The organism is Streptomyces sp. NPDC050164, from assembly GCF_044459945.1.
GTDB classification, from domain to species: Bacteria; Actinomycetota; Actinomycetes; order Streptomycetales; family Streptomycetaceae; genus Streptomyces; species Streptomyces coeruleorubidus_A.
In genome coordinates this window covers 248,371-271,385 of sequence record NZ_JBITJK010000001.1, presented here as the reverse complement: position 1 = coordinate 271,385, position 23,015 = coordinate 248,371, and the positions used below count along the sequence as shown (strand labels likewise).

At 72.3% G+C, this 23,015-nt stretch carries 19 protein-coding genes and 1 pseudogene; 7 read left to right on the top strand and 13 right to left on the bottom strand.

What is annotated here, in order from left to right; genetic code table 11:
* Positions 1-384: 384 nt before the first annotated feature.
* The 4 genes and pseudogenes from ACIBNA_RS01295 to ACIBNA_RS01280 form a co-directional block, all read right to left on the bottom strand.
* Positions 385-1,443, bottom strand: a pseudogene (locus tag ACIBNA_RS01295) (hypothetical protein); the annotation flags it as partial.
* 47 nt (positions 1,444-1,490) lie between these two features.
* Positions 1,491-2,429: an N-acetylneuraminate synthase family protein gene (locus ACIBNA_RS01290; RefSeq protein WP_399163215.1), complete on the bottom strand. Its 939-nt coding sequence runs from the start codon at positions 2,427-2,429 to the stop codon at positions 1,491-1,493.
* A 14-nt stretch (positions 2,430-2,443) separates the two neighbouring features.
* The gene (locus ACIBNA_RS01285) at positions 2,444-3,709 is read right to left on the bottom strand and encodes a cytidylyltransferase domain-containing protein (RefSeq protein WP_399163214.1); all 1,266 of its coding nucleotides are present in this window, start codon (positions 3,707-3,709) and stop codon (positions 2,444-2,446) included.
* A gap of 44 nt (positions 3,710-3,753) precedes the next feature.
* Positions 3,754-5,100, bottom strand: coding sequence for a DUF6716 putative glycosyltransferase (locus ACIBNA_RS01280; protein WP_399163213.1), 1,347 nt, complete (start codon positions 5,098-5,100; stop codon positions 3,754-3,756).
* Positions 5,101-5,298: 198 nt separating this feature from the next.
* Here ACIBNA_RS01280 and ACIBNA_RS01275 point away from each other — a divergent pair, with 198 nt between their 5' ends.
* From ACIBNA_RS01275 to ACIBNA_RS01260, 4 genes are all read left to right on the top strand, one after another.
* The gene (locus ACIBNA_RS01275) at positions 5,299-6,285 is read left to right on the top strand and encodes a glycosyltransferase family 2 protein (protein ID WP_399163212.1); all 987 of its coding nucleotides are present in this window, start codon (positions 5,299-5,301) and stop codon (positions 6,283-6,285) included.
* Positions 6,285-7,616, top strand: coding sequence for an alpha-2,8-polysialyltransferase family protein (locus ACIBNA_RS01270; protein WP_399163211.1), 1,332 nt, complete (start codon positions 6,285-6,287; stop codon positions 7,614-7,616). The genes ACIBNA_RS01275 and ACIBNA_RS01270 overlap by 1 nt, the downstream gene beginning before the upstream one ends.
* A 202-nt stretch (positions 7,617-7,818) precedes the next feature.
* Positions 7,819-8,973, top strand: a complete 1,155-nt coding sequence (locus ACIBNA_RS01265) for an acyltransferase family protein (protein ID WP_399163210.1) — start codon at positions 7,819-7,821, stop codon at positions 8,971-8,973.
* 63 nt (positions 8,974-9,036) lie between these two features.
* Positions 9,037-9,963 carry a class I SAM-dependent methyltransferase gene (locus ACIBNA_RS01260; protein WP_399163209.1) on the top strand — a complete coding sequence of 309 codons (927 nt, stop codon included), beginning with the start codon at positions 9,037-9,039 and terminating at the stop codon, positions 9,961-9,963.
* 9 nt (positions 9,964-9,972) lie between these two features.
* Here the strand turns inward: ACIBNA_RS01260 and ACIBNA_RS01255 are convergent, their stop codons facing one another.
* The 3 genes from ACIBNA_RS01255 to ACIBNA_RS01245 are packed head-to-tail and all read right to left on the bottom strand — an operon-like array spanning position 9,973 to position 12,384.
* Entirely contained in the window at positions 9,973-10,095 is a 123-nt protein-coding gene (locus ACIBNA_RS01255) for a hypothetical protein (RefSeq protein ID WP_399163208.1), read from the bottom strand.
* 32 nt (positions 10,096-10,127) lie between these two features.
* Positions 10,128-10,775, bottom strand: a complete 648-nt coding sequence (gene leuE / locus ACIBNA_RS01250) for a leucine efflux protein LeuE (RefSeq protein WP_399163207.1) — start codon at positions 10,773-10,775, stop codon at positions 10,128-10,130.
* Positions 10,776-10,803: 28 nt separating this feature from the next.
* Positions 10,804-12,384, bottom strand: coding sequence for a methylmalonyl-CoA mutase (locus ACIBNA_RS01245; RefSeq protein ID WP_399163206.1), 1,581 nt, complete (start codon positions 12,382-12,384; stop codon positions 10,804-10,806).
* Positions 12,385-12,530: 146 nt separating this feature from the next.
* Here ACIBNA_RS01245 and ACIBNA_RS01240 point away from each other — a divergent pair, with 146 nt between their 5' ends.
* Positions 12,531-13,382 carry a L,D-transpeptidase family protein gene (locus ACIBNA_RS01240; RefSeq protein ID WP_399163484.1) on the top strand — a complete coding sequence of 284 codons (852 nt, stop codon included), beginning with the start codon at positions 12,531-12,533 and terminating at the stop codon, positions 13,380-13,382.
* Between the two features lie 157 nt (positions 13,383-13,539).
* Here the strand turns inward: ACIBNA_RS01240 and ACIBNA_RS01235 are convergent, their stop codons facing one another.
* The 4 genes from ACIBNA_RS01235 to ACIBNA_RS01220 form a co-directional block, all read right to left on the bottom strand.
* A complete protein-coding gene (locus ACIBNA_RS01235; RefSeq protein WP_399163205.1) occupies positions 13,540-14,589 on the bottom strand; it encodes a hypothetical protein in 1,050 nt (349 codons plus the stop codon).
* Entirely contained in the window at positions 14,589-15,263 is a 675-nt protein-coding gene (locus tag ACIBNA_RS01230; protein WP_086561247.1) for an RNA polymerase sigma factor, read from the bottom strand. The genes ACIBNA_RS01235 and ACIBNA_RS01230 overlap by 1 nt, the downstream gene beginning before the upstream one ends.
* Before the next feature lie 464 nt (positions 15,264-15,727).
* On the bottom strand, positions 15,728-16,648 hold the full coding sequence (locus ACIBNA_RS01225; protein ID WP_399163204.1) for a hypothetical protein: 921 nt from the start codon (positions 16,646-16,648) through the stop codon (positions 15,728-15,730).
* Between the two features lie 164 nt (positions 16,649-16,812).
* Positions 16,813-17,436, bottom strand: coding sequence for an RNA polymerase sigma factor (locus ACIBNA_RS01220; protein WP_399163203.1), 624 nt, complete (start codon positions 17,434-17,436; stop codon positions 16,813-16,815).
* 316 nt (positions 17,437-17,752) lie between these two features.
* Between ACIBNA_RS01220 and ACIBNA_RS01215 the strand changes: the two genes are divergently transcribed.
* Positions 17,753-20,464 carry an N-acetylmuramoyl-L-alanine amidase gene (locus ACIBNA_RS01215; RefSeq protein WP_399163202.1) on the top strand — a complete coding sequence of 904 codons (2,712 nt, stop codon included), beginning with the start codon at positions 17,753-17,755 and terminating at the stop codon, positions 20,462-20,464.
* A gap of 188 nt (positions 20,465-20,652) precedes the next feature.
* Positions 20,653-21,858 (top strand): peptidoglycan recognition protein, encoded by a 1,206-nt coding sequence (locus ACIBNA_RS01210; RefSeq protein WP_399163201.1) that lies wholly within the window; start codon positions 20,653-20,655, stop codon positions 21,856-21,858.
* Between the two features lie 2 nt (positions 21,859-21,860).
* On the opposite strand, the gene ACIBNA_RS01205 is transcribed toward ACIBNA_RS01210, so the two are convergent.
* Positions 21,861-22,256, bottom strand: coding sequence for a hypothetical protein (locus ACIBNA_RS01205; RefSeq protein WP_399163200.1), 396 nt, complete (start codon positions 22,254-22,256; stop codon positions 21,861-21,863).
* Between the two features lie 152 nt (positions 22,257-22,408).
* Positions 22,409-22,963: a hypothetical protein gene (locus tag ACIBNA_RS01200; protein WP_399163199.1), complete on the bottom strand. Its 555-nt coding sequence runs from the start codon at positions 22,961-22,963 to the stop codon at positions 22,409-22,411.
* Positions 22,964-23,015: the final 52 nt, after the last annotated feature.

Below are 23,015 nucleotides of genomic sequence, written 5' to 3'. Positions count from 1 at the left end.
TGCGCCCGCAGCACCCGCTGCCACAGCCGGGCCCGCCGCGCTCGCCGAGCCCACCGTGCCCGTGCCACTCCCCGGACCGCCGGACCCCGCCGGTTCCAAGGCGCCTCCGACCCGTCAGCCCGCTGCCACCGCGCCCGCCGCCCCAGCCGAGCCGACCACACCTGCCGAACCCGCCGCCCCAGCCGAGCCGGCCATGCTCGCCGAGCCCGCTGTCCCGGCCGAGCCCGTCGTGCCCGTCGTCGTGCCCGTGATGCGCCCCGGGTCGGCCGTACCCGTCGGGCCAGTCGGGCCCCCGGCGGCCGCCGAGCCCCTCGGTCCCCCAGGGGCTGCCGTACCGGTCGGACCCGCCGTACTCTCCGGGCCCTCCTGGCCCTCCTGGCCCGCCGCCCCCGCCGTGGACAACCGATGCACATCCCGCGCCGCCCCCGTCACCCCCGACAGGAAGCCCTGGGCGCGAGGGGAGGCGTGGTCGGTCAGCCACGTCGGGTCGATGTCGCAGACCGCGACGCGGACCTCGGTGCCGGAGAGGGCGAGCGGGAGGGTGTGGACGACCGTGGAGGGGAAGCTGAGGATCGTCCGGCCGATGGGGCCGCGGCGGGCGATCAGTTCGAGGGGGAGTTCGGGGCGGACGATCTCCAGGCCGGTCTCGACCGCGAGCCGGTGGAGCTTGTCCGTGCTCTCGCGGCGGTGGGCGAAGTAGCGGGTGGCGCCGTGGGCCCTGGCCAGGGCGCGGACGGCCTCCAGGTAGCGGTCGTCGTCGACCACGCCCGTCTCCACCAGGGACGTGCCGACCATGTCGGCGCCCTTGGTGATGCGGGGCGGGCCGAAGCGGGCCCGGGTCCAGGCGAAGTCGTTGGCGCTCACGGTGACGCCCGCCGGGGTCTCCTCCATCGGCATGGAGGAGAAGATCTCGACGCGGCGGTCGCCGCCGGGGGTCAGGCGGCGGCGGGCCGAGGCCGACACCGGCGCGAAGATCAGGTCCCGCGGACCGGGACGGCCGCCCTTGCGGTGCCAGCGCACCAGCCGTTCCCCCCGGGCCAGCTGGCCGACGAACTCCATCGTCGCCGTGCCGTCGTCGACGACGACCAGGTCACGGGCCCGGGTGATCGTCAGCAGCAGCTGGACGTAGCGGGAGAAGGGGTCCCCCAGCACGATCCGGCGCGCCCTGCGGAGCAGGCGCGCCAGGCCGCCGATGGTCTGGAAGGGCGCCATGGGGCCGCCGCGCGCCTCCTCCCAGCGGACCTCGTGCCCCTCGTCGCGGGCCAGGTCGGACATCCGCCGCAGCTGGCCGCGCGTCATCGGGTCGACGGGCGACAGCACCACGAGGGTGAGCCCCACGCCGGGCGCATGCGCGTGCGCCCACTCCAGCACGTTCAGCAGCTGTACCGGACTCTCGACGAACGCGAGAGTGTGGGGGCCGGCATTCCCGGCGCGGGGGCTCATCGACGTACGACCGTCCCGTCGTAAGGGGGGTTGTGGGGGTTGAGGGCTCAGACGCCTACCGGCTCACCCGCCGCGTCGGCGATCTCCGCCTCGGCGACCACACCGGCCACGCGGCGCAGCTTCTTCATCGGGGCCAGCTCGGACTCGTAGACCTTCTTCACGCCGTCGCCGAGGGAGGCCTCGATGGTGCGGATGTCGCGGACGAGGCGGGTGAGGCCCTGCGGCTCCACGGAGGCGGCCTGGTCCGAGCCCCACATGGCGCGGTCGAGGGTGATGTGACGCTCGACGAACACCGCGCCCAGCGCGACCGCGGCCAGCGTGGTCTGCAGGCCCGTCTCGTGACCGGAGTAGCCGATCGGGACGTTCGGGTACTCCTGCTGGAGCGTGTTGATGACGCGGAGGTTGAGCTCCTCGGCCTTGGCCGGGTAGGTCGACGTGGCGTGGCACATCAGGATGTTGTCGGAGCCGAGGACCTCGACCGCGTGGCGGATCTGCTTCGGGGTCGACATGCCGGTGGAGAGGATCACCGCGCGGCCGGTGGCGCGCAGGGCGCGCAGCAGCTCGTCGTCGGTGAGGGAGGCGGACGCCACCTTGTGGGCGGGGACGTCGAACTTCTCCAGGAAGGCGACGGCCTCGGTGTCCCACGGGGAGGCGAACCAGTCGATGTTCTTCGACTTGCAGTACTCGTCGATCTGGCGGTACTCGTCCTCACCGAACTCCACGCGGTGGCGGTAGTCGATGTACGTCATCCGGCCCCAGGGCGTGTCGCGCTCGATGTCCCACTGGTCGCGCGGGGTGCAGATCTCCGGGGTGCGCTTCTGGAACTTGACCGCGTCACAGCCGGCCTCGGCGGCCGCGTCGATCAGCTTGAAGGCGTTCTCGAGCTCGCCGTTGTGGTTGATGCCGATCTCGCCGCAGACGTAGACGGGCTTGCCCGGGCCGACCTCACGCGAACCGAACTGACGGATACGGGAGTTGGTGCTCATGGCAGGAGATGTCCTTACTTGGTGAGGGAATCGAGAGAGGGGCCGAGGATCCAGCTGGCGATCTCTCGGATCGCGCCGTCGCCACCGGGGACGGTGGTGACCGCGCGTGCGGCGCCGCGCACGACGTCGTGGGCGCTCGCGACCGCCACGGGCCAGCCCACGAGGGCGAAGCACGGGAGGTCATTGACGTCGTTGCCGACGTAGAGCACGCGCTCCGGCGCGATGCCCTGCTCCTCGCACCACTGCTTCAGCGCGAGGTCCTTGCGGTCGATGCCGTGCAGCACCGGGAGCTTGAGCTTCCGGGCCCGGGCGGCGACCACAGGGTTCTGTTCCGTGGACAGGATCAGCATCTTCAGGCCGCTCCTGCGGAGGGCCGCGATGCCGAGTCCGTCCCCGCGGTGCACGGAGACGAACTCCCGTCCGTCGGAGTCGACCAGCACCCGGTCGTCGGTCTGGGTGCCGTCGAAGTCGAGTACGACCGCGTCGATGTCGGCGGCGGTCGGGAGCGCGCCGGGCCGGTCCGCGTCGAAGAGCGGCGCGAGGGCCCGGGCGCGGGCGAGGTCGTGCGGGTCGTCGACCTCCAGCACGCGCGCGGCGTCGGTGCGGACCAGTTCGGTCCGGCCGAAGAAGCGGTGCTGGTGCTTGCGGAAGCCGACCGCCTCCATGGCGTAGGCGGCTCCGGTCTCCAGCAGGTCCTGGGGGCGGTCCTGGCGGCGGGGGCGGAAGGACTTGTCGTGGTTGACGCCGTAGCCGCCGCCGACGGCCGCGTCGGCCTCCGCGACCGTGCCGGCCGCGACCTCGTCCTCGGCGTCGCGCCAGACGAAGCCGTGGAACGGGGCCACGGTGAGGGCCGTGTCGGCACCGTTCTCGACGATGGCCGCGGCGACGCCGTCCACGTCCTCGCGGGCGATGAACGGGCTGGTGCACTGCACCAGCAGCACGACGTCCACGACGGCGCCGTGCAGGGCCTCGTGCGCGTCCATGGCGTGCAGGACGGCGGCCTCGGAGGTGGCCGTGTCGCCGGCGATGGCGGCGGGCCGCAGCACGACCTCGGCGCCGGCCTCACGGGCGGCGGCCGCGATGGCCTGGTCGTCGGTGGAGACCACGACGTCCGTCACGAGCCGGGCGGCGCGGCACTCGCGCACCGCCCTCGCCACCAGCGGGACGCCGCCGACGGGGAGGAGGTTCTTCGCGGGCACGCCCTTGGAGCCGCCGCGCGCGGGGATCACCGCGAGCACGCGGCGCACCGAAGCGCCTTTGCCCGCTTCCGGGTGGGACATGGGGTCTACTCCTTGGGCTCCTTGGGCGGAGGGCTCGGGGCGGCTCACAGCTCCCCCATCCGCCGGATGACGGGCGCCACGCGCTGCACGCCGTGCCGGTAGGCGCCGCGCGCCGCCCGGCGCACGACCTGCCGGACCGGGCCGGGCTCCTTGTCGGCGGCCGGCGCGCCGGGCAGCGGGGTGCCGTCCGGGCCGAGGTGGTGGCGGGCGAGGATCCCGGGCAGATAGCCGGGCGCGGTGGCGGGTGTGTAGTACGGGGCCAGCGGCGGCAGGCCGCCCGGCCGGTCGAGCAGCTTGTCGATGCGTTCGCGCGCCGCGTCGAAGGCGGATTCGTAGGAACCGTCCGCCACCACACCCTGCCGGGCCACCCACTCCTCGTCGGGCGCCGGCCGGTGCCCGGCGTCGAGCTGGTCCCAGGAGGCGAGGCAGCCGGAGCCCACGAAGTGGTGGTTGCCGAGCGACTCGCGGATGCCGAGGTCGGTCAGCACGACGGTCGGGATACGGCGGTGCAGCGACTCCAGGGCGGCGGTGGAGCTGACCGTCACGAGCAGGTCGGTGCGGTCGAGGACCTCGCCCATGTTGCCGTACACCAGGCGGAAGTTGGCGGGCGGATCGAGGCGCTGCACCAGCTTCTGGTACGGCAACTCCTCGATGTGGGTGGTGTGTTCGCCGGGCTTGGACCGCAGCTTCAGCAGCACCTCACGCTCGGGGTGCTTGCGGGCGTGCTGGACCAGCCGGTTCAGCAGGTACGTACGGTCCTTGCGGCTCTCGGGGACCGAGGGCTGGGCGGCGAAGACGACCGTGTAGGGGTCGCGCTCACCTTCGTACGGCGCGCCGCCGAGGAACGGCAGCGCCACCTCGGTCACCGACGAGGCGTCGGCTCCCACTCCCTCGTACACGGCCCGGAAACGGTCCGCGTCCTGACGGGAGTTGGCGAGGACGAGGTCCGCGCCGTGCCGCAGCAGCAGGCCGTCGGCGAGCTTCTCGTAGACGACACCGACGTAGCCGGTGACGACGACGGGCCGCGAAGTCCGGTTCTCCCAGACGCGCCGCAGGCCGTGCAGCATCGCCTGCACACCGCCGCCGACGAGGGAGAGGACCAGGACGTCGTAGGACTGGTCGGCCATGGTGCGCAGGAACTCGACGGCGGTGACCTCCCGCAGCGAGTCGGCGCGCACGCCCACTTCCTCCAGCTGGCGCGGCGTGGGCGTGGCCCGGCCGCGCAGCAGGAATCCGTCGAGGGCGGGGCCGACTTGCGCGCCTTCGCGCGGTCCGGTTTCCATGGACTGTCCCGGGGCGATGCGGTGCGCGGTGAGCGCACCCCATTTCCAGCGGGTGTCGGAGTCCGCGAGGACGGCGATTCGCGGGCGCTTCGGTGTACTTGCTGGCACATCGAAGACGCTAGGAAGCAATTCCTAGGTATGGCGGAACCACGACTCAACGAAAAGTTAACAACACCCCACCGGGAGTCGAACTGGCCCGTGGCGAACCGGGAAGTACACGGGGTGCACCGTTCTGACACATTGAGTTCACCCAGTGTATGTTCACCGGAAAGTTCCGGAGCCGGACGGCCTCCTAACGTTTTGCGGGTGCCTAAGCTTTCCGTGATCGTGCCGTTCTACAACGTGCAGCAATACGCCCCGGACACACTCAGAAGCCTTCGGTTGAACGCCGACCGCGATTTCGAGTTCATCCTGATCGACGACCATTCGAAGGACGAAACGCCGGCCATTCTCGAACGGGCGGCCGAGGACCTTTCGGATGTCGCACAGGTGCGTTACATCCGACACGAGAAGAACGGGGGGCTCGCCACCGCCCGCAACACCGGCCTGGACGCGGCGCAGGGCGAGTACCTGACGTTCCTGGACGGCGACGACTGGCTGGCCCCCGGCTACTTCGCCGAACTGGTGTCCGCCCTGGACGAGTTGGGCTGCGACTTCATCCGCACCGACCATGTGCAGGCCACCGCGCGCGCCCGTTCCGTCTCCCGGGTCCCGGTCGGCCGGCGCTGGGAGGCGTTCGACCCGCGGGACGCGATCCTCCCCTCCCACCGCTCGACCTCGGTGGACTACGCCTACGCCTGGGCCGGCGCCTACCACCGCCGGCTCCTCGAGAGGGGCGTGCTCCACTTCACCGACGGGCTGCGCACGGCCGAGGACCGGCCGTGGATCTGGAAGCTGCACCGCGAGGCGGAGTCGTTCGCCGTGGTGAGCCTGCTGGGCGTGTTCTACCGGCGCGGGGTGGCCTCGTCCCTGACCCAGATCGGGGATGTCCGCCAGCTCGACTTCATCCGCGCCTTCGACCAGGTGATCGAGGAGACGGCCGCCGACCGTGAGGCCGACCGGCTGCTGCCGAAGGCGGTACGGACGTACTGCGCGATCATCGCGCACCACCTTTCCAATGAAGACAGGTTCGAACCGGCCGTGGCGAGGCAGCTGCGGTCGATGAGCGCGGCGGCCATCAAGCGCATGCCGCAGGACGCGCTCGGTGACGCACTGGAGGCCATGGACATGGACCGCTCGTCCAAGCTGCGGCGGCTGCGGCGCAGGGTCACGCCGGCGGGAGCGGCCGTCTGATGCCCGGGACCACACAGATCTTCTGCGCCTCGACGCTGTACGGCGTCGCCACCCTGGCCGCCGCGATCGACTCCGACCTCTTCGAGGAGCCGAACCGCCGGGTGCTGCTGGTGTTCAACAACTCCGCGAACCCGGAGACCACCCCGGCCCTCGACGAGATGCCGGGCTTCGCGCCGCTGCGCGAGCACTTCGACGACGTGCTGTCCTGGAACGACGCCATCCGCCCGTTCCACCCCGGGGCCTGGACGCCGCGCTCCGACGACATCCCGCTCTTCGAGCGCTATCTGCGGACGCTGTGGGGACTCGGCGACGACCGGGTGAGCCTGGTCCTGGAGTCCATCCAGGTCGCTCCCGCGCTCACGGTGGCGCAGTTGTTCACCGACGCCCCCATCGACGTCTACGCCGACGGGCTGATGAGCTACGGCCCCACGCGCAACAAGCTCGACCCGCTGGTCGGCACGCGCGTGCGGCGGCTGCTGCACCTCGATCTGGTGCCGGGGCTCACGCCGATGCTGCTGACCGAGTTCGAGGTGCCGGCGCATCTGGTGCCGTCGCCCGCGTTCCTGAAGGTGCTGGGCGAGGTCACCGAGGCCCTACCCGAGTTGCCGGCCCTGCCCGGCAACGCGGCTCTGCTGCTCGGCCAGTACCTGTCGGCGCTGAACATCCTCTCCCCCGAGGAGGAAGAGGACCTGCACGTGCGGATGATGCGGGGCGCGGTCGCCCGCGGCCACCGTACGGTCGTCTTCAAGCCCCACCCGACCGCACCGGCCCGCTACAGCCGCGCCCTGGAGACCGAGGCGGAGAAGCTCGGCGTGGACCTCACGGTCCTGGACACGCCCGTGCTCGCCGAGGTGCTGTTCGACCGGGCCCGGCCCGCGCTCGTCATCGGCTGCTTCTCCACAGCGCTGTTCACGGCCTCGGTGTTCTACGAGCTTCCGGTCGCGCGCATCGGCACCGAGCTGCTGCTGGAGCGGCTGACTCCGTACCAGAACAGCAACCGGATCCCCACCACCCTGGCGGACGCCCTGCTGCCCGACCTCGACGGCGGCAAGGACGGCGACCTGCTGCCGGCCGAGCTGCTGTCCGACCTGGTGACCGCCGTCGGGTTCACCATGCAGCCGCAGATCTATCCGGACCTGCGCCCGCAGGCGGAGGCGTTCCTCTCCCGCCATCTCGGTCCGCGCACCCGGCGCTACTTCAAGAAGCGCCGTCTCACCTCGCTCGGACTGCCCGGCGGTATTCCGCAGCGGCTGGCGTTCCTGCCCCGCAATTCCACGGCGCGCCGGGTGGTCCGGCGGGCGCGGGCGCTGCGCAAGGGGGTGCGCCGCTGAGGCAGCCCGCTCGGCGGCCGAGGAGGTCCGCCCGGCGGCCGAGCTCGGCGACATCCAGATGAACCCGTGGAAACCGGCAGGCGAAGGCTGACTCCGTCGAACGTTTTAGCGTCAACCTCCGTCCTAGGGTGACAACCGGCGCCCTGCCCGCCCACAGGCGGCTCAGGTGAAGGACATACGAGCTACTACAGAGGTTTTCAGCGTGACCGAGACGGTCGTCAGCACCCCGAAGCCCCGGCCCGAAGTCACCGTGCTGGTCGAACCACCGGGCGCCACGACCGTCCCACCGCGCCGGAAGGACTCCGGCGGCCGGCTGCGCGCCCTGGACGGGCTGCGGCTGGTGGCCGCGCTGATGGTGGCGGCGTACCACTACGGCGGGCGCGACGGTGAGGTCTCCCATGCCTGGGGCGGCTCTCCCAAGGAGCAGTTCCCGACCCTGCACGAGTACTTCGCCTACGGCTGCCTCGGCGTCCAGGTCTTCTTCGTGATCAGCGGGTTCGTGATCTGCATGAGCGGCTGGGGCAGGCCCCTGAAGTCGTTCTTCGCCTCCCGCGCCTCCCGGCTGCTGCCCGCCTACTGGGTGGCGGTCGCGCTCGTGACGGCGGTCTTCGCGCTGCCCATGGTGGCCTACAAGGCGGTCTCGCCGAGCGACGCGCTGGTGAACCTGACCATGCTTCAGATGCCGCTGGGCGTGGACCGGGTGCTCGGCGTGTGCTGGACGCTGTGGGCGGAGGTCCGCTTCTACGCGCTGTTCGCGCTGTGCGTGGTGCTTCCCGGGGCGAACCGCCGCCGAGTGATCATGTTCTGCGCCGGCTGGATGCTGGCGGCGGTGATCGCGGCGAACGCGAACATGCCGCTGCTCGACATCGTCGTGATGCCGGAGTACGCCCCCTTCTTCATCGGCGGTGTCGGCCTCTACCTCGTCCACCTGGACCGGCGGGACGCCTACGGGTGGGGCATCGTCGCCGTGAGCTGGCTGATCGGTCAGCACTTCGCGGTGCAGGGGCTGTGGCATGCCCCCGACGCGGGCGGCTTCTCGTACCGCTCCTCGCTCGGCATCGTCCTCGTCGTGACCTTCGGCTTCGTCGCGGTCGCGGCGATCGCGCTGGGCTGGCTGCGCTGGGCGAACTGGCGCTGGCTGACGGTGGCGGGGGCGCTGACGTATCCGTTCTACCTCGTCCACGAACACCTCGGCTGGGTGGTGATCCAGGCGCTGCACCGCGGCCTGGATCTGCCGTCCGCGGCGACATTCGCGCTGGCAGTGGCCTCAATGCTGCTGCTTGCGTGGTTGCTGAACCAGTATGTGGAGAAACCGCTGACCCCACGGCTGCGGACCCTGCTGGCCAAGGCCCGCTGAGCTGTTCACGGGACGTTCAACCAACCGTCGGTTTGAGCACCGCTCAGGGAGAAGGCTCGACTCATGACCAACGCACAAGCGACCGACACGTACCCCGGCGAACTCGCCGACGTCCCGGGCTGGTTCCCGCCGCTGGACCAGATGCTGTTCACCTGGTTCCTGGAGCGGCAGCAGAAGCAGGGGATGAACGGCGACCTGCTGGAGCTCGGCGTCTACATGGGCAAGAGCGCGATCCTCCTCGGCCACCACCTCCAGGAGGGCGAGAAGTTCACGGTCTGCGACCTGTTCGAGGGCGACGCCCCCGACGGGGCCAACCAGGCGGAGGCGACGAAGTCGTACTCCTCGCTCACCCAGCAGGCCTTCGAGCGGAACTACCTCTCCTTCCACGACACCCTGCCGACGGTGATCGCGGCCCCCAGCTCGGTGGTGGCCGAGAAGGTGGCCCCGGACAGCTGCCGCTTCGTCCACATCGACGCCTCGCACCTGTACGAGCACGTGCACGGCGACATCGGCGCGGCCCACGACATCCTGATGCCCGAGGGCATCGTGGTCCTCGACGACTTCCGTTCCGAGCACACGCCGGGCGTCTCGGTCGCCGCCTGGGAGGCCGTCCTCAACCGGGGTCTGCGCCCGGTCTGCCTGAGCACGCAGAAGCTGTACGGCACCTGGGGCGACCCCGAGCCGCTCCAGGAGGAGCTGCTCGAGATGCTCCGGCAGCGCACGGACTGCGGGCTGAGCGTGCAGGAGGCGGCCGGGCACCGGCTGGTCCGCGCCCGGTCCAAGGGCATGAAGCCGCCGCCCTTCCCGCCCTCCCGGCACTACGCGGAGCCCGCACCGGCACCGGCACCGGCCCCCCTCCCCAAGGCCACCGAGTCCCGCGCGGCGCGCCCGGCCCGCCCCGCCCCGTCCCGGGCCCGCCGGCTCGCCAAGGACCTGCTGCCTCCCGTGGTCACCCGGGCCGTACGGCGGGCGCGCGCGAAGCGGTCCTGAGCCGCGGTGTCATGAGACGTCGTAGCACGCCCCGCTCCCCTCGATCACGAGGGCGAGTCCCTCCTCGAAGCACCCGTCGCAGTCCTCGAAGATCTCCGCGCCCGCCTGGGCCGACAAGGGAAAGTCGGCCATCAGGCGGGCGCGTTCGTGAGCGCGCGGACCGCCTACGCACTCGCGAGGGACAACTTCACCGCGAACCCGAGGAACAACGCGCCCGCCGCCGAGGTCGCCCCCGCGGACAACCGCCGACGCCGCCGGAAGGCACTCGCCAGCCTCGTCCCGCTGAAGATCAGCGCACTGAGGTACAGGAAGCTCGCGAGCTGCGCGAACGCCCCGAGGACGACGAACGACAGCGCCGGGTGGGCGTACCCGGGGTCGACGAACTGCACGAAGAAGGCGACGAAGAACAGGATCGCCTTGGGGTTGAGGAGACTGATGACGAAGGCACGGCGGTAGGGCCGCTCGTCGGTGACGGCGTCCGGCGTCGCGTCGACGGCCTTCTCCCGCCGAGTCCGCCACATCCCCCACGCCGCCCGCAGCATCCCGAGCGCCAGCCACGTCAGATACCCGGCCCCGGCGTACTTCACGATCCCGAACAGCACGGCGTTGGCCTGCAGCAGGGACGCGACCCCGGCCGCCGACAGCGTCATCAGCACGGTGTCCCCGCACCAGACTCCGGCCGCAGCGGTGTACCCGGCACGCACACCGCGCCGGGCGGCGACGGACAGGACGTACAGGGAGTTGGGGCCGGGAAGCAGGACGATCAGGACGAGTCCCGCCAAATACGTGGGAAGGTCGATGACACCGAACATGCACAGGAGTCTCGCAGAGACTCGCGCGCTAGAACGCGTCGGCCGGAACGTACGCCCCCCACACCTCCCGCAGGGCGTTGCACACCTCGCCGACCGTGGCACGGGCGCGCAGGGCGTCCTTCATCGGGTACAGGACGTTGTCCTCGCCCTCCGCGGTCTTCTTCAGGGCGGCCAGGGCCGTGTCCACCGCCGGCTGGTCGCGTTGCGCGCGGAGCCTGGCGAGGCGTTCGGCCTGCCGGGCCTCGATGGCGGGGTCGACGCGCAGGGGCTCGTACGGCTCCTCCTCGTCGAGCTGGAAGCGGTTGACGCCGACCACGACCCGCTCGCCGGAGTCGGTCTGCTGGGCGATGCGGTAGGCGCTGCGCTCGATCTCGTTCTTCTGGAAGCCGCGCTCGATGGCGTCGACCGCGCCGCCCAGCTCCTCCACCCTGGCCATCAGCTCGACGGCCGCGGCCTCGACGTCGTCCGTCATCTTCTCGACGACATAGGAGCCCGCGAAGGGGTCGACGGTCGCCGTCACGTCCGTCTCGTGGGCGAGGACCTGCTGGGTGCGCAGGGCAAGGCGCGCGGACTTGTCCGTGGGCAGCGCGATCGCCTCGTCGAAGGAGTTGGTGTGCAGGGACTGGGTGCCGCCCAGGACCGCGGCCAGGGCCTGGACCGAGACGCGGACCAGGTTCACCTCCGGCTGCTGGGCCGTCAGCTGGACACCCGCCGTCTGCGTGTGGAAGCGCAGCATCAGCGACTTGGGGTTCTTGGCGCCGAACTCCTCCTTCATCACCCGCGCCCAGATCCGGCGCGCGGCGCGGAACTTGGCGACCTCCTCCAGGAGCGTCGTACGGGCGACGAAGAAGAAGGACAGGCGGGGCGCGAAGTCGTCGACGTCCATGCCGGCCGCCACCGCCGTGCGGACGTACTCGATGCCGTCGGCGAGGGTGAAGGCGATCTCCTGCACCGGGCTCGCGCCCGCCTCGGCCATGTGGTAGCCGGAGATCGAGATCGTGTTCCACTTCGGGATCTCGGCCTGGCAGTACTTGAAGATGTCGGCGGTCAGGCGCAGCGAGGGCTTCGGCGGGAAGATGTACGTGCCGCGGGCGATGTACTCCTTCAGCACGTCGTTCTGGATCGTGCCGGTGAGCCGTTCGGCGCTGACGCCCTGCTCCTGCGCGACCAGTTGGTAGAGGAGCAGCAGCAGGGCCGCGGGGGCGTTGATCGTCATCGACGTCGAGACCTGGTCCAGCGGGATGCCGCCGAACAGCACCCTCATGTCGTCGATGGAGTCGATGGCGACGCCCACCTTGCCGACCTCGCCGTGCGCGAGCGGGGCGTCGGAGTCGTGGCCCATCTGGGTGGGCAGGTCGAAGGCGACCGACAGGCCCGTCGTGCCGTGGGCGATCAGCTGCCGGTAACGGGCGTTGGACTCGGCGGCCGTGCCGAAGCCCGCATATTGGCGCATCGTCCAGGGCCGGCCGGTGTACATGGTCGGGTACACGCCACGGGCGAAGGGGTACGCCCCCGGCTCCCCCAGCTTCTGTGCCGGGTCCCAGTCCCGCAGGTCGTCCGGCCCGTAGACCGGTTCGATGGGCAGTCCCGACTCCGACTCGCGCGTCATGGTCTGATGCCTCCCGCAGGACGGACTGTAGGGACCTCGCTCACCACCATGCCCCCTGGTTCGCGACGGGTCACCTCCGGGGAACATCTCAGGTGACATCCGGGCACACCGGTGAGACGACGGAGGGCCGCGTGCGTACCACGGGCATGGGCAGAGCAGCGATCGCAGTGGCAGTCGCCGGGGCGGCCGTACTGGCCGGCTGCAGCGTGCAGGCCCCCGACGGCGACGGGAAGCGCCGCTCACCGGTGCACATCGAGTTACCCGGCGACACCCCGCCCCCGGCCCGCAGCCCCGACGGCGACGGACCGGGCACCGCTTCCGCCGCCCCGCCCGGCGACGACAAGCCGAGCGCCGCTCCCGTCCCGCCCCGCGTGCTGTGGTCCCGCGGTCACGCCGGCCGGGACGTCCGCGAGCTCCAGGCCCGGCTGCGGCAGGTCGCCTGGCTCTTCGACGGGCCGACCGGGACGTACGACGAGTCGACGGAGCGGGCGGTCAGCGGCTTCCAGGGCAAGCGGGGGCTGCCGCGCACCGGGCGGACCGACACCGTCACCTGGCAGCGGCTGCAGCGGATGACCCGCGAGCCGGGCACCTGGGAGCTGTACCTCATGGGCGGCCAGCCGGCCGATCCGCCCGATCCGCGCTGCACGACCGGGCGGGTGCTGTGCATCGACAAGACCAGCAGGACGCTGCGCTGGATGATCGACGGCCGGACCGTGTCGACGATGGCGGTCCGCTTCGGCTCCCGCGGCACACCGACCCGGGAGGGTGTGTTCTCCGTCTACTGGAAGTCCCGCGACCATGTGTCGACGCTCTACGACTCGCCCATGCCCTACGCGATGTTCTTCAGCGGCGGCCAGGCCGTGCACTACTCCCCCGACTTCGCGGCCCGGGGCTACGCGGGCGCCTCGCACGGCTGCGTCAACGTACGGGACGAGGGGGCGATCGCGCAGCTGTACGCGCGGGTCCGCGACGGCGACAAGGTCGTCGTGTCCTGGTGAGGACGCGGAAGGGGAAGTGGGGCGCGGGCGGGACCGGGGGAACGTGTCCCGCCCGCGCTCAGGTGCACGAGCCGTAGGTACGGGGGGAACCCCGGCTCAGTGCGACGGCCGATGACCAGTCGGCTCACTCATTACTGCGCCGGGGCGGCCGAAAACGTCACACCCTCGGCGAGGAGATTTTCCCGGAGTGCGAAACCGCAGGTCGCAGGGGTGCGAGAGAGCGCGTGGACCGGCCGCGGTCCGCGTGGTCGTCGTCGCCGTCCCGCCTCTCGGCCCGCTCCCCGGCCTTCCGCTCGGCCTTCTTCTCGGCCTCGTCCCGCTCACGTTCCTGCTTCCCGGACCTGTCCTCGCTCTCGCGCCGGTCCGTGTCCTCGTCCTGCCGCTCGCCCGAGCGGCCGCCGGCCCCGGACAGGACGCCCTTGCAGTACTTCCAGACCGGGGAGCCGTCCGCCGCGTCCCGCAGGGCGCGCCTGCGGTCGGCGTCCAGCCGCTTGCCGTCGCGCAGGTCGCGGCAGGCGGAAGCGATGTCCCTGCGGCTGTCGCCGGGGTGGTCTCCCCGGTCGCCCGAGCCGGGGTTCGGGGACGGGTCGTCGCGTGCCACATCCCGTCCGGGGTCATCGGCGCCGCCGGTCGAGCCGCCGCTCGGGTCGTCGTCCGGCGTGCCCCCGCCCTGCACCGAGTCGCTCGGCGCGGGCGACACCAGCGGGCGCTCGGGCGGAGTGACCGCGGCCGAGACCGTGGAGCCGGGGTGGGGCTCGTCGTTGCCGAGCGGTGCTCTGAGGGCTCCGGTTCCGGCCACGAGGGCGGCACCGCCGGCCATGCCGACGGCCAGCACGGCGGCCAGGGCGAGCCGCGCGGGACGGACCCGGCGAGGCCGCCGGACGTCGCCGGAGCCGCTGCCGCGCGGGGTTCCGATCCGGACCAGCCCGGCGTCGGCGACCTCGGTGCCGGCCTGTCCGCCGTCGGCCGCAGGGGCCGCTCGGGTGTCGGCGCGTTCCGCGCGCGCCGTGCGGAAGGCGGCCATCGCCGCGGCCTCACCGGGGAGTTCCTCGCTGGTCGGCGGGGGTGAGGCGGACAGTGCGCGGAGCGCTGCGGCGAGTCGTTCGGCCTCGCCCGGCGCGGCGCCGTCGACAGCTTCGAGTGGCTCTCCGCTCAGCAAACGCTCCGCCGTTTCGCGGTCAAGCCACCAGTACTGCTCGTCGGCCATCACACATCCTTCTGCGTCCGCGCGACGCTGTGCGTCACACGTGCGGACGCCATGGCACCGCCGCGCGGTTCTCGCTGGGGAGGCAGGGCGTCGAGCACCCCGGCCGATTCCGGATCGGCCTCCGGATCGTCGCCGAGCAGTTCGGCGAGCCGCTTCAGGCCGCGGTGGGCCGCGGTACGGACGGCGCCCGGTCTCTTGCCGAGGGTCTCGGCGGCGGTCTTCGCGTCGAGCCCCACGACCACCCGGAGCACGACCGCCTCGGCCTGGTCCTGCGGCAGCCGGGAGATCAGGGAGAACGTGCCGTCGGTGGCGAGCGCCTCGATGGCCTCGTCCGCGGTGTCGGACTCGGCGGCCCGGCCGGTCAGTTCCGTCTCGTCGCCGCCGATCGCGGGGCGGCGTCCGCGCATGCGTATGTGGTCCAACGCACGGTTGCGGGCGATACGGGCGGCCCAGCCGCGGAAGCGGTCCGCGTCGCCGGTGAACCGCTCCAGGTCCCGGGCGATCTGCAACCAGGCCTCGGACGTCACGTCCTCGGCGTCGGGGTCGCCGACCAGCGTCCGTACATACCCGAGCAGCCGCGGGTGCACGGCTCGGTACACAGTCCGGAACGCGGTTTCGTCTCCGTCCTGTGCCGCGCGCACCGCGGCGGTCAGCTCCGCGTCGTCCCCCAGCACCGCGCGCCTTTCTGCGCCTGAGCCGGCGCCGCTTTCGCGGACCGGGTTCTCGCCGTCGTGGTTCCTCAATTGATGGTTGCGGTTATCAAGACCGCAGGTGGTTGCGGTAGCAGGACCGCAGGTGGTTGCGGTGGTCTTGGTGCCTCCGCGTTGGCGCGAATGGCACGTTACGACCTGAAACCACTCCCCGTCCATGTCCGCCCAGGATGCAACTAAGCCGTGACACGGTGAGGTGTGACAGAAAATGCACCCGAGGCGCTGTAGGTAGTACGGGCCGCCGCGCGGCCCGTGCCGCGCGACGGCCGGGGCCTCTCCTGTGGGGGGTGGCGGCCCCGGCCGTTGCCAAGGCGGGACCCACCGGAATCCTGGAGATGCGGCCAGGCACCCTGACGGTGCGGTCTGGCACCTGGCCGGTGCAGCCGGGCGTGGACACGTGGCTCTCTGGCTCCTGTTGCCGAATTCTGCTACGGACGGCGGTCGTTGGGCTGGGCGGGCCTGCCCTTGTCCCCGGACGAGGCACCGTCGGCAGCGCCGTCCCCGCCACTCTGCGCGGCACCCGATCCGTCGTCCGCGTTGCCGGCGCCGTTGTCCGCGTTGCCCGAGCGGTTGTCGACGCCCGCGGATCCGGGGGCGCTCGCACTCTTCTCCGGCTTGACGGTGCTGCCGGGCTTCGCCCCGGCCTCGGCCAGTCGCCTGGCGCAGTACGCCGTGACGTTCCTCTCACCGCCCGCGGCCTCGACGAGGCGCTTCCAGTCCGTCGCGTCCATGGCAGAGCCCCGGCCGTCGACCTGCTCATAGGCGCGGCAGCGGGCCTCGGTGTCCCGGGAGGGGGCGGGGCGGTCCGGACGCGCGGACGGGGAGCCGGTCACGGAACCGGGTGCGGTGCCGGTGGGCCCGTCCGCCGAGGAACCGGAAGAGCGCGTGGGGGCGGGCGGGCGACCGCGGTCGTCGGCGCCGTCCGTGGAGCCCACCGAGCCGATCGCCGCGACCGCGACCCCGCCCAGCGTGAGACTGGCGAGCAGCACGGAGAGCGTGGCCTTCAGCGAACGCCCCGGATGCCGCCGCTCCTTGGGCCGCCAGTCGTCCCGGCGGCGGGTGCGGGCGCGATGGGCGCCGGCTCCCCGGGCGGCCAGGAACGCGGCCACGGCCCGCTGCTCGGCCTCGGCGTCGATCCGGTCCCGGATGAGGGCGGCCACGAGCAGGGCCTCCAGCTCTGCCTCGTCCAGGACGCGGCGGGAGCCGAAGCCCGGGCTGTCGAGGCCGGCTCCGTGAGGGCCGGTCAGCCGGCCGTCGGCATCCCGCGCCGCCCGGTGACCGTACGCGGAACCCCCAGGGTGCACACGCCGGCGGCCCGGAAACCCGCCGTCGCTTTGATGTTCACCCATGTTCTGTTCCGTCCCTGCTCGATCCACACGTCCCGCGGTGTCCGCCGTGTCCGTACGACTCGGCCGACCCGGCCGACCGGCCCGGCGTTCCGGGACCGATCCATACGTCTCGCTCATCCGCCCCGTTCAGGGCACCGGACCCGGGAGTTCCGCCCGGCCCGACGTCATCGTTCATTCGACTCCCCCAGCGTCCTGGGAGCCTCATCCGTCACACCTTCCGCGCCCAGCCGGGTGGCGAGGCGTTTCAGGCCCCGGTACGCGGCTGTCCGTACGGCCCCGGGCCGCTTGCCCAGGATGCGGGCGGCGGCGGGTCCGTCCAGCCCCACCACGACGCGGAGCAGCACGGCCTCGGCCTGGTCCTGCGGCAGGCCGCTGACCAGCCGCAGGGCCTGCTCGGTGGACATGGCCTCCAGCGCCTGGTCGTGGGTGCTGTGCGGCCCGGGCAGGTCCAGGACGTCCTGCTCCAGCGCGGACGACCTCGGCCGTACGCGCCGGCGGCGCAGATGGTCCAGCGCCCGGTGCCGGGCGATGGTCGCCGTCCAGCCCCGGAACCCGGCCCCGTCGCCCTTGAACCGCCCCAGGTCCCGGGCGATCTCCAGCCAGGCCTCGGAGGCCACGTCCTCCGCGTCCTCCCCGACCAGTCCGCGCAGATAGCCGAGCAGTCCGGGCTGCACGATCCGGTAGGCGACCGCGAAGGCCGCCTCGTCACCGCTCTGAGCCCGCTCGACGGCCGCGCCCAGTTCCCCGTCGCGCGCCTGCGCGCGCCGGGGTTCCCCTCCGTGGCCCAAGAACCGTCCTCGTCCGTACCGAGTTCGCCGGCGATCCGCTCCCGGCGGAACATCCCGGATGCCCGGAGTGCCCTGCCCGGTGCGCCCGCACCGCGGGGAACGCGTCCATGCCACGTCCTCCACGATGATCAGCGCCGTGCCGCGAAGAAATGTCACAGCAGGCGGCAGGTTCCCGTGCCGTACGGCATGCACCGGTCGGTACCGCGAGCACGCGGCAGGGGCACAACCGGGTGACGTTTGGCCACAGATATGCGCTGAGCGAGTGGCACCTGTGTGACGCCAGGTGCGAATGTATCCAGTTCTAGGGGTGGGGTAGTTGAGTCCTCGCAGCACACGTGCGTACAAACCGCTCAGTCTGAAAAGACGGGCGTGGCTGACCATCGGCGCGGTCGTCCTGAGCGGAGCGGGGGTCGTCACGTACGCGGTGGCCGATCCGCCCGGCCGGTCCGACGGCGCGTCCCAGAGCCGCAAGCCGGCCGTCCAGACCGTGAAGCTCAAGGACAAGGGCTCCGGGCGCAAGGGCCTGGCCAAGCAGGACACGGACCGGTTCAGCGCGGTGCTGGTGACCTGGGACGACCCCGACGCCCCGGTCCGGGGCACGGCTCAGGTGCGGACCAGGGATCTGGAGAGCCGGCGCTGGTCCGGCTGGCAGAAGCTGTCGGCCGAACCGGGCCAGGCCGACGGCGCGGAGGGCGAGCGGGCCGCGCTGCGCGGCGGCACCGAGTCCCTGTGGACCGGCGACGCGGACGGCGTCGAGGTGCGTGTCGTGAACGCGGACGGCACGGAGGCCGGCGGCCAGCCCGCCGGCATGGACGTGAAGCTCCTCGATCCGGGCACCGACCCGAAGGGCGGCATCCGGCCCGCGGCCTACGCCGAGGAGACCGCCTCCCCGACGCCCGAGCCGACGACCCCCGCCCCGCCGACGACGGACCCGACGGACCCCACCCAGCCCCCGGCCGAGACGGTCACCCCCACCGAGACGGTCACGCCGACCGGCACCCCCGGCGACACGGCGTCCCCGTCCACGCCCGCCTCCCCGTCCCCGACGGCCTCCCCCTCCCCGACCCCCACGGTCCCCGCGCCCCGCCCCTCCACGGTCGTCAAGCCGCCGATCATCACGCAGGCCGAGTGGGGCGCCTCCACGGACTACGACGGCACACCGGCCTACGGCACCGAGATCAAGGCCGCCGTCGTCCACCACACCGGCATGGACAGCGACAACACCCTCTCCTGCGCCCAGTCACGGGCCCGGATGCGCTCCATCCAGCAGGAGCACTTCGCGCGCGGCTACTACGACATCGGCTACAACTTCGTCGTCGACAAGTGCGGCCAGATCTTCGAGGGCCGCAGCGGCGGCATGGACCTGCCGGTCACCGGCGCGCACGACGTCGGCTTCAACACCGACACCGTCGGCATCTCGTACGTCGGCAACTTCGAGAAGGCCCGCCCGAGCCGCGCCGCGCTCGACGCGATCTCCCGGCTCGTGGCCTGGAAGTTCGGCATGTACGGCATCGACCCGACCGGCAAGGTGACGCTCACCTCCGGCAGCGCGGCCGGCCAGGACGGCAACAAGGTCGCCAAGGGCACCTCGATCACCCTGCCGAGGGTCTTCGGCCACCGCGACACCAACGCCACCGCCTGCCCCGGCGCGAACCTCTACTCCCAGCTCTCCCGGATCGCCCAGATCGCCAGGACCCCGGGCATCTCGCACGCCCTCGCCACCTCCGACTACAACCGGGACGGCGTCACCGACCTGGTCGCGGGCACGCCGAAGGCCCTGAGCGGCGGCGGCACCGTCACCGTCGTCCCGGGCGGTATCGACGGCCCGGTCACCGCCGCCAAGGTGACGCTCACCCAGAACAGCCCCGGCGTCCCCGGCTCCCACGAGTCCGGTGACGGCTTCGGCACGTCCAGCGCGTGGGGCGACGTCAACGGCGACGGCTACGCCGACCTCGCGATCGGCGCCCCCGGCGAGGACGACACCAGCGGCCACGCCGACCGCGGCTCGGTCACGGTGGTGTACGGCCCCGCCCTCGACACCGGCTTCTCCTACACCACGTCAGGGGTCACCTCGACGGGCGCCAAGCTCGGCTCCACGGTCGCCGTCGGCGACTTCAACGGCGACGGCAAGGCGGACGTCTTCTCCGCCGGCACCGGCAAGGGCGGCAACTGGAACGCCCGGCTGACCGGCGGCGCCACCAAGTACGGCACGCTCACCACGGCCACGGGCGCCGTCTCCTACCTCGACGCCGCGACCGGCGACTTCAACCGGGACGGCTACGCGGACATCGCCCTGAACTACCGCGACACCGGCGGCATCGGCCGCGTGGTCCGCTTCGCGGGCTCGGCGACCGGTCTGGCCAAGGTGGGCGTCATCTCCGTCAAGGGCGGCCGCTCCCTCGCGGCCGGTGACGTCAACGGCAACGGCTACGACGACATCGTGATCGGCCAGCCGGTCGCGTCCGAGTCGGGCGGCAAGTCCGGCGGCCAGATCACCATGGTCCCCGGCACGTCCACGGGCTTCACGACCACCGGCATGACCGTGATCCACCAGGACACGGCGTACGTCCCGGGCGGCAACGAGTCCGGTGACGCCCTCGGCAGTTCCGTCTCGGTCGGCGACTACAACGCCGACGGCTACGCGGACGCCCTCGCGGGCGCCCCGGGCGAGGACCTGACCCGGGACGGCGCCAACCGCGCCGACGCGGGCAACGCCATCCTCGTCAAGGGCACCGCGTCCGGTCTGACCGGCTCGGGCTCGGTCGGGATCTCGCAGGACACCTCCGGCGTCCCGGGTTCCACGGAGACCGGCGACCGCTTCGGTTCTTCGGTGTCGCTGACGGACCTTTCCGGCTTCGGCCGGGCGGACCTCACCTTCGGCGCCGACGGCGAGGACGGGGGCGACGGCATCCTGCTGCACCTGCCGAGCAACAGCACCGGCCTCGGCTACGCCGACTCCGTCATCTTCAGCAAGTCCACGCTGGGCACCCCGACGGACGCCTACCTGGGCCAGACGCTGACGCCGTGACAACTCGCCCGCCGAGGTGACGACATACAGGGGCCCCGTGCACCGCACGGGGCCCCTGCCGGTCCTGCGCCGCTCCTCCGCCGTTTGCCGGATTTCTCCGGCAGACCGAACGGACAGCTCCACAGGGGGGAATGACGATGACGATCACCGCATCCCATCACCCCCAGAGGACCCGAATCGAGCCGCGAATGACACGCCTCCTGCTGCACACCGCCGTCGCCACCGCCCTGGCCGCCGGCGCGCTCGGCCTCAACCAGCCCGCCCGGGCCTCCTCCTCCGACGGCGTACACACCGTCCGGGTGCCGGACGGTGACCCGCGCGAGCGGTCCCTCGCCCCGCGCACCACCGAGCCGTTCAGCATGATCGGTGTCACCTGGGACGACCCGGACGCGGCCCTGGACGGCACCGCGCACGTGCGCACCCGCTCCCGCGAGAGCGGCCAATGGAGCGCGTGGCGCGCACTCGACACCGGCGTCCGGACGCCCGAGACCGGCCCCGACCGCCACCGCGCCGGGGTCCGCGGCGGCACCCAGCCGCTGTGGACCGGGCCCTCGGACGGCGTCCAGGTGCGGGTGTCGGGCGCGCGGCTGCCCGAGGGGCTGCGCGTCGAGCTGGTCGACGCGGACGGCGGGTCGGACGCCGCGCACACCACGGTCGTCGAACCGGGTTTCGTCGAACCGGACGTCGTCGAACCGGGCGTCGTCGGGCCGGCCGCCGGTGGGCCCGACGCCGAACGTCCCGCCGTCACCTCACGTTCCGCCTGGGGCGCCGACGAGTCCCTGGTGCAGGACCCGCCCACCTACACCACCGGCACCCAGGCGATGTTCGTCCACCACACGGCGGGCACCAACGACTACACCTGCGCCGAGTCGGCGGCGATCGTGCGCGGCGTGTTCCTCTACCACGTGCGGAGCAACGGCTGGAACGACATCGGCTACCACTTCCTCGTCGACAAGTGCGGCACGGTCTTCGAGGGCCGTGCGGGCGGCATCGACAAGCCCGTCCGCGGCGCGCACACCTACGGCTTCAACGCCCGCACCAGCAGCATCTCGGTGCTCGGCGACTACAACACGACGACCGCGAACACCGCCGTGCGCGAGTCGGTCGCCAAGGTCGCGGCCTGGAAGCTCGGCCTGTACGGCTTCGACCCGACCGGGACGGTGGTGCTGACCGCCGGTGCCGACAACGGCAAGTACGAGGCGGGCCAGCAGGCCACGCTGCACCGCATCTCCGGCCACCGCGACGGCTACCCGACCGAGTGCCCCGGCCAGAACCTCTACGACGACCTGCCCGCGATCCGCACCCTCGCCGGGAAGGCCGCCACGCCCCAGGGGCCGGCCCCGGAGCAGACCGAACCCGGAACCGATGACGTCACGGCGGTGCTCGCGCGCTGACGCTACCGCCGGGGCGCGGCGCTCGTCGCGTCCCGGCACAGCAGGCGAAGCGAGCCGTGCCCGGCGTAACAGCGGCGGGCCTCGTCGATCGGGTCCCAGAGGCGTCCGTCGGGGGTGCGGATCCAGTGGTCGCCGCCCGTCGCCCACCACTCGGCCCCGGCCTGACGCGCCATCACCTCACCGGCGTAGGCCCCGAAACCGCGCAGCACCTCCCGCACGGCGGCGTACGGCGCTCCCTCCCGCCGTATCCCCTCGATCATCCGGTCGATGCTCCACAGACTCTGTGCCGAGTAGTCGAGGTTCAGCCGTGCTCCCTCGCGCATGGTCGCCACCGTGTCCGCCGCCCACCGCAGCGGCTTCGCCGCAGCCGAGGGCCTGGTTTCCGCTTGAGTCGTCACATCCCGGATAGCGCTGCGGCGTGGCGTTTCGTCACACGGAATCGGCGACTTCGCCGAAGCGGTGCAGGACCACCCCACCTCGGCCTTACGACAGTCACAGGACTCTCCCAGGAAGCGGGTTTAGGCCGGTCGCAGGCCCGGTGGCCCGGTTCTCAGCCCTGTTGCCGGCTCCGACGCGAGACGACCGCGCGCAGCACCCGCCGCCCCTCGGTCGACACCTCCACCGCCCGCCGCAGCCCGGCCGGGCCGTGGCCGGCCATGACCTCCAGGACGGTGATCTGGCGGCGCAGTTCCGCGGCGACGAGCGGGGACATGCCCTGAGTCCGCCCCTTGCGGCGGGAGTCGACCGAGGACGCCTCGTCCTCGGCGGTGTCGAGGAGCCGGTGGATCTGGAGGGAGGCGACGGAGCAGGCGTCGGCCCACACCCGCACCTCGGCGGCGAACCGCTCGGCGGGGGCGGCCTGGAGCATCCGGTGGGCGAGCACGACCGCCTCGTCCTCGGTGCCTGCGCCGTCCAGCTTCACGCGCGTCTGCTCCAGCCGCTCGGTCCAGTCGTCGGCGCCGGCTCCGTCGGCGAGGCTCGCCCACAGCGGCCGCAGGGTCTCGTCGTCGCCGCCCAGCAGGGGCACGCAGCGATCCAGACAAGCCAGCCCGCTCGCGGCCAGCCCGCGTTCGTCGGCCTGCGCGATCAACTCCACCAGGCTCATCCACGTCTCCCTCCGCGGGCCTTGTCCGGGGCCCTACCAGGCCGCTTCCAGC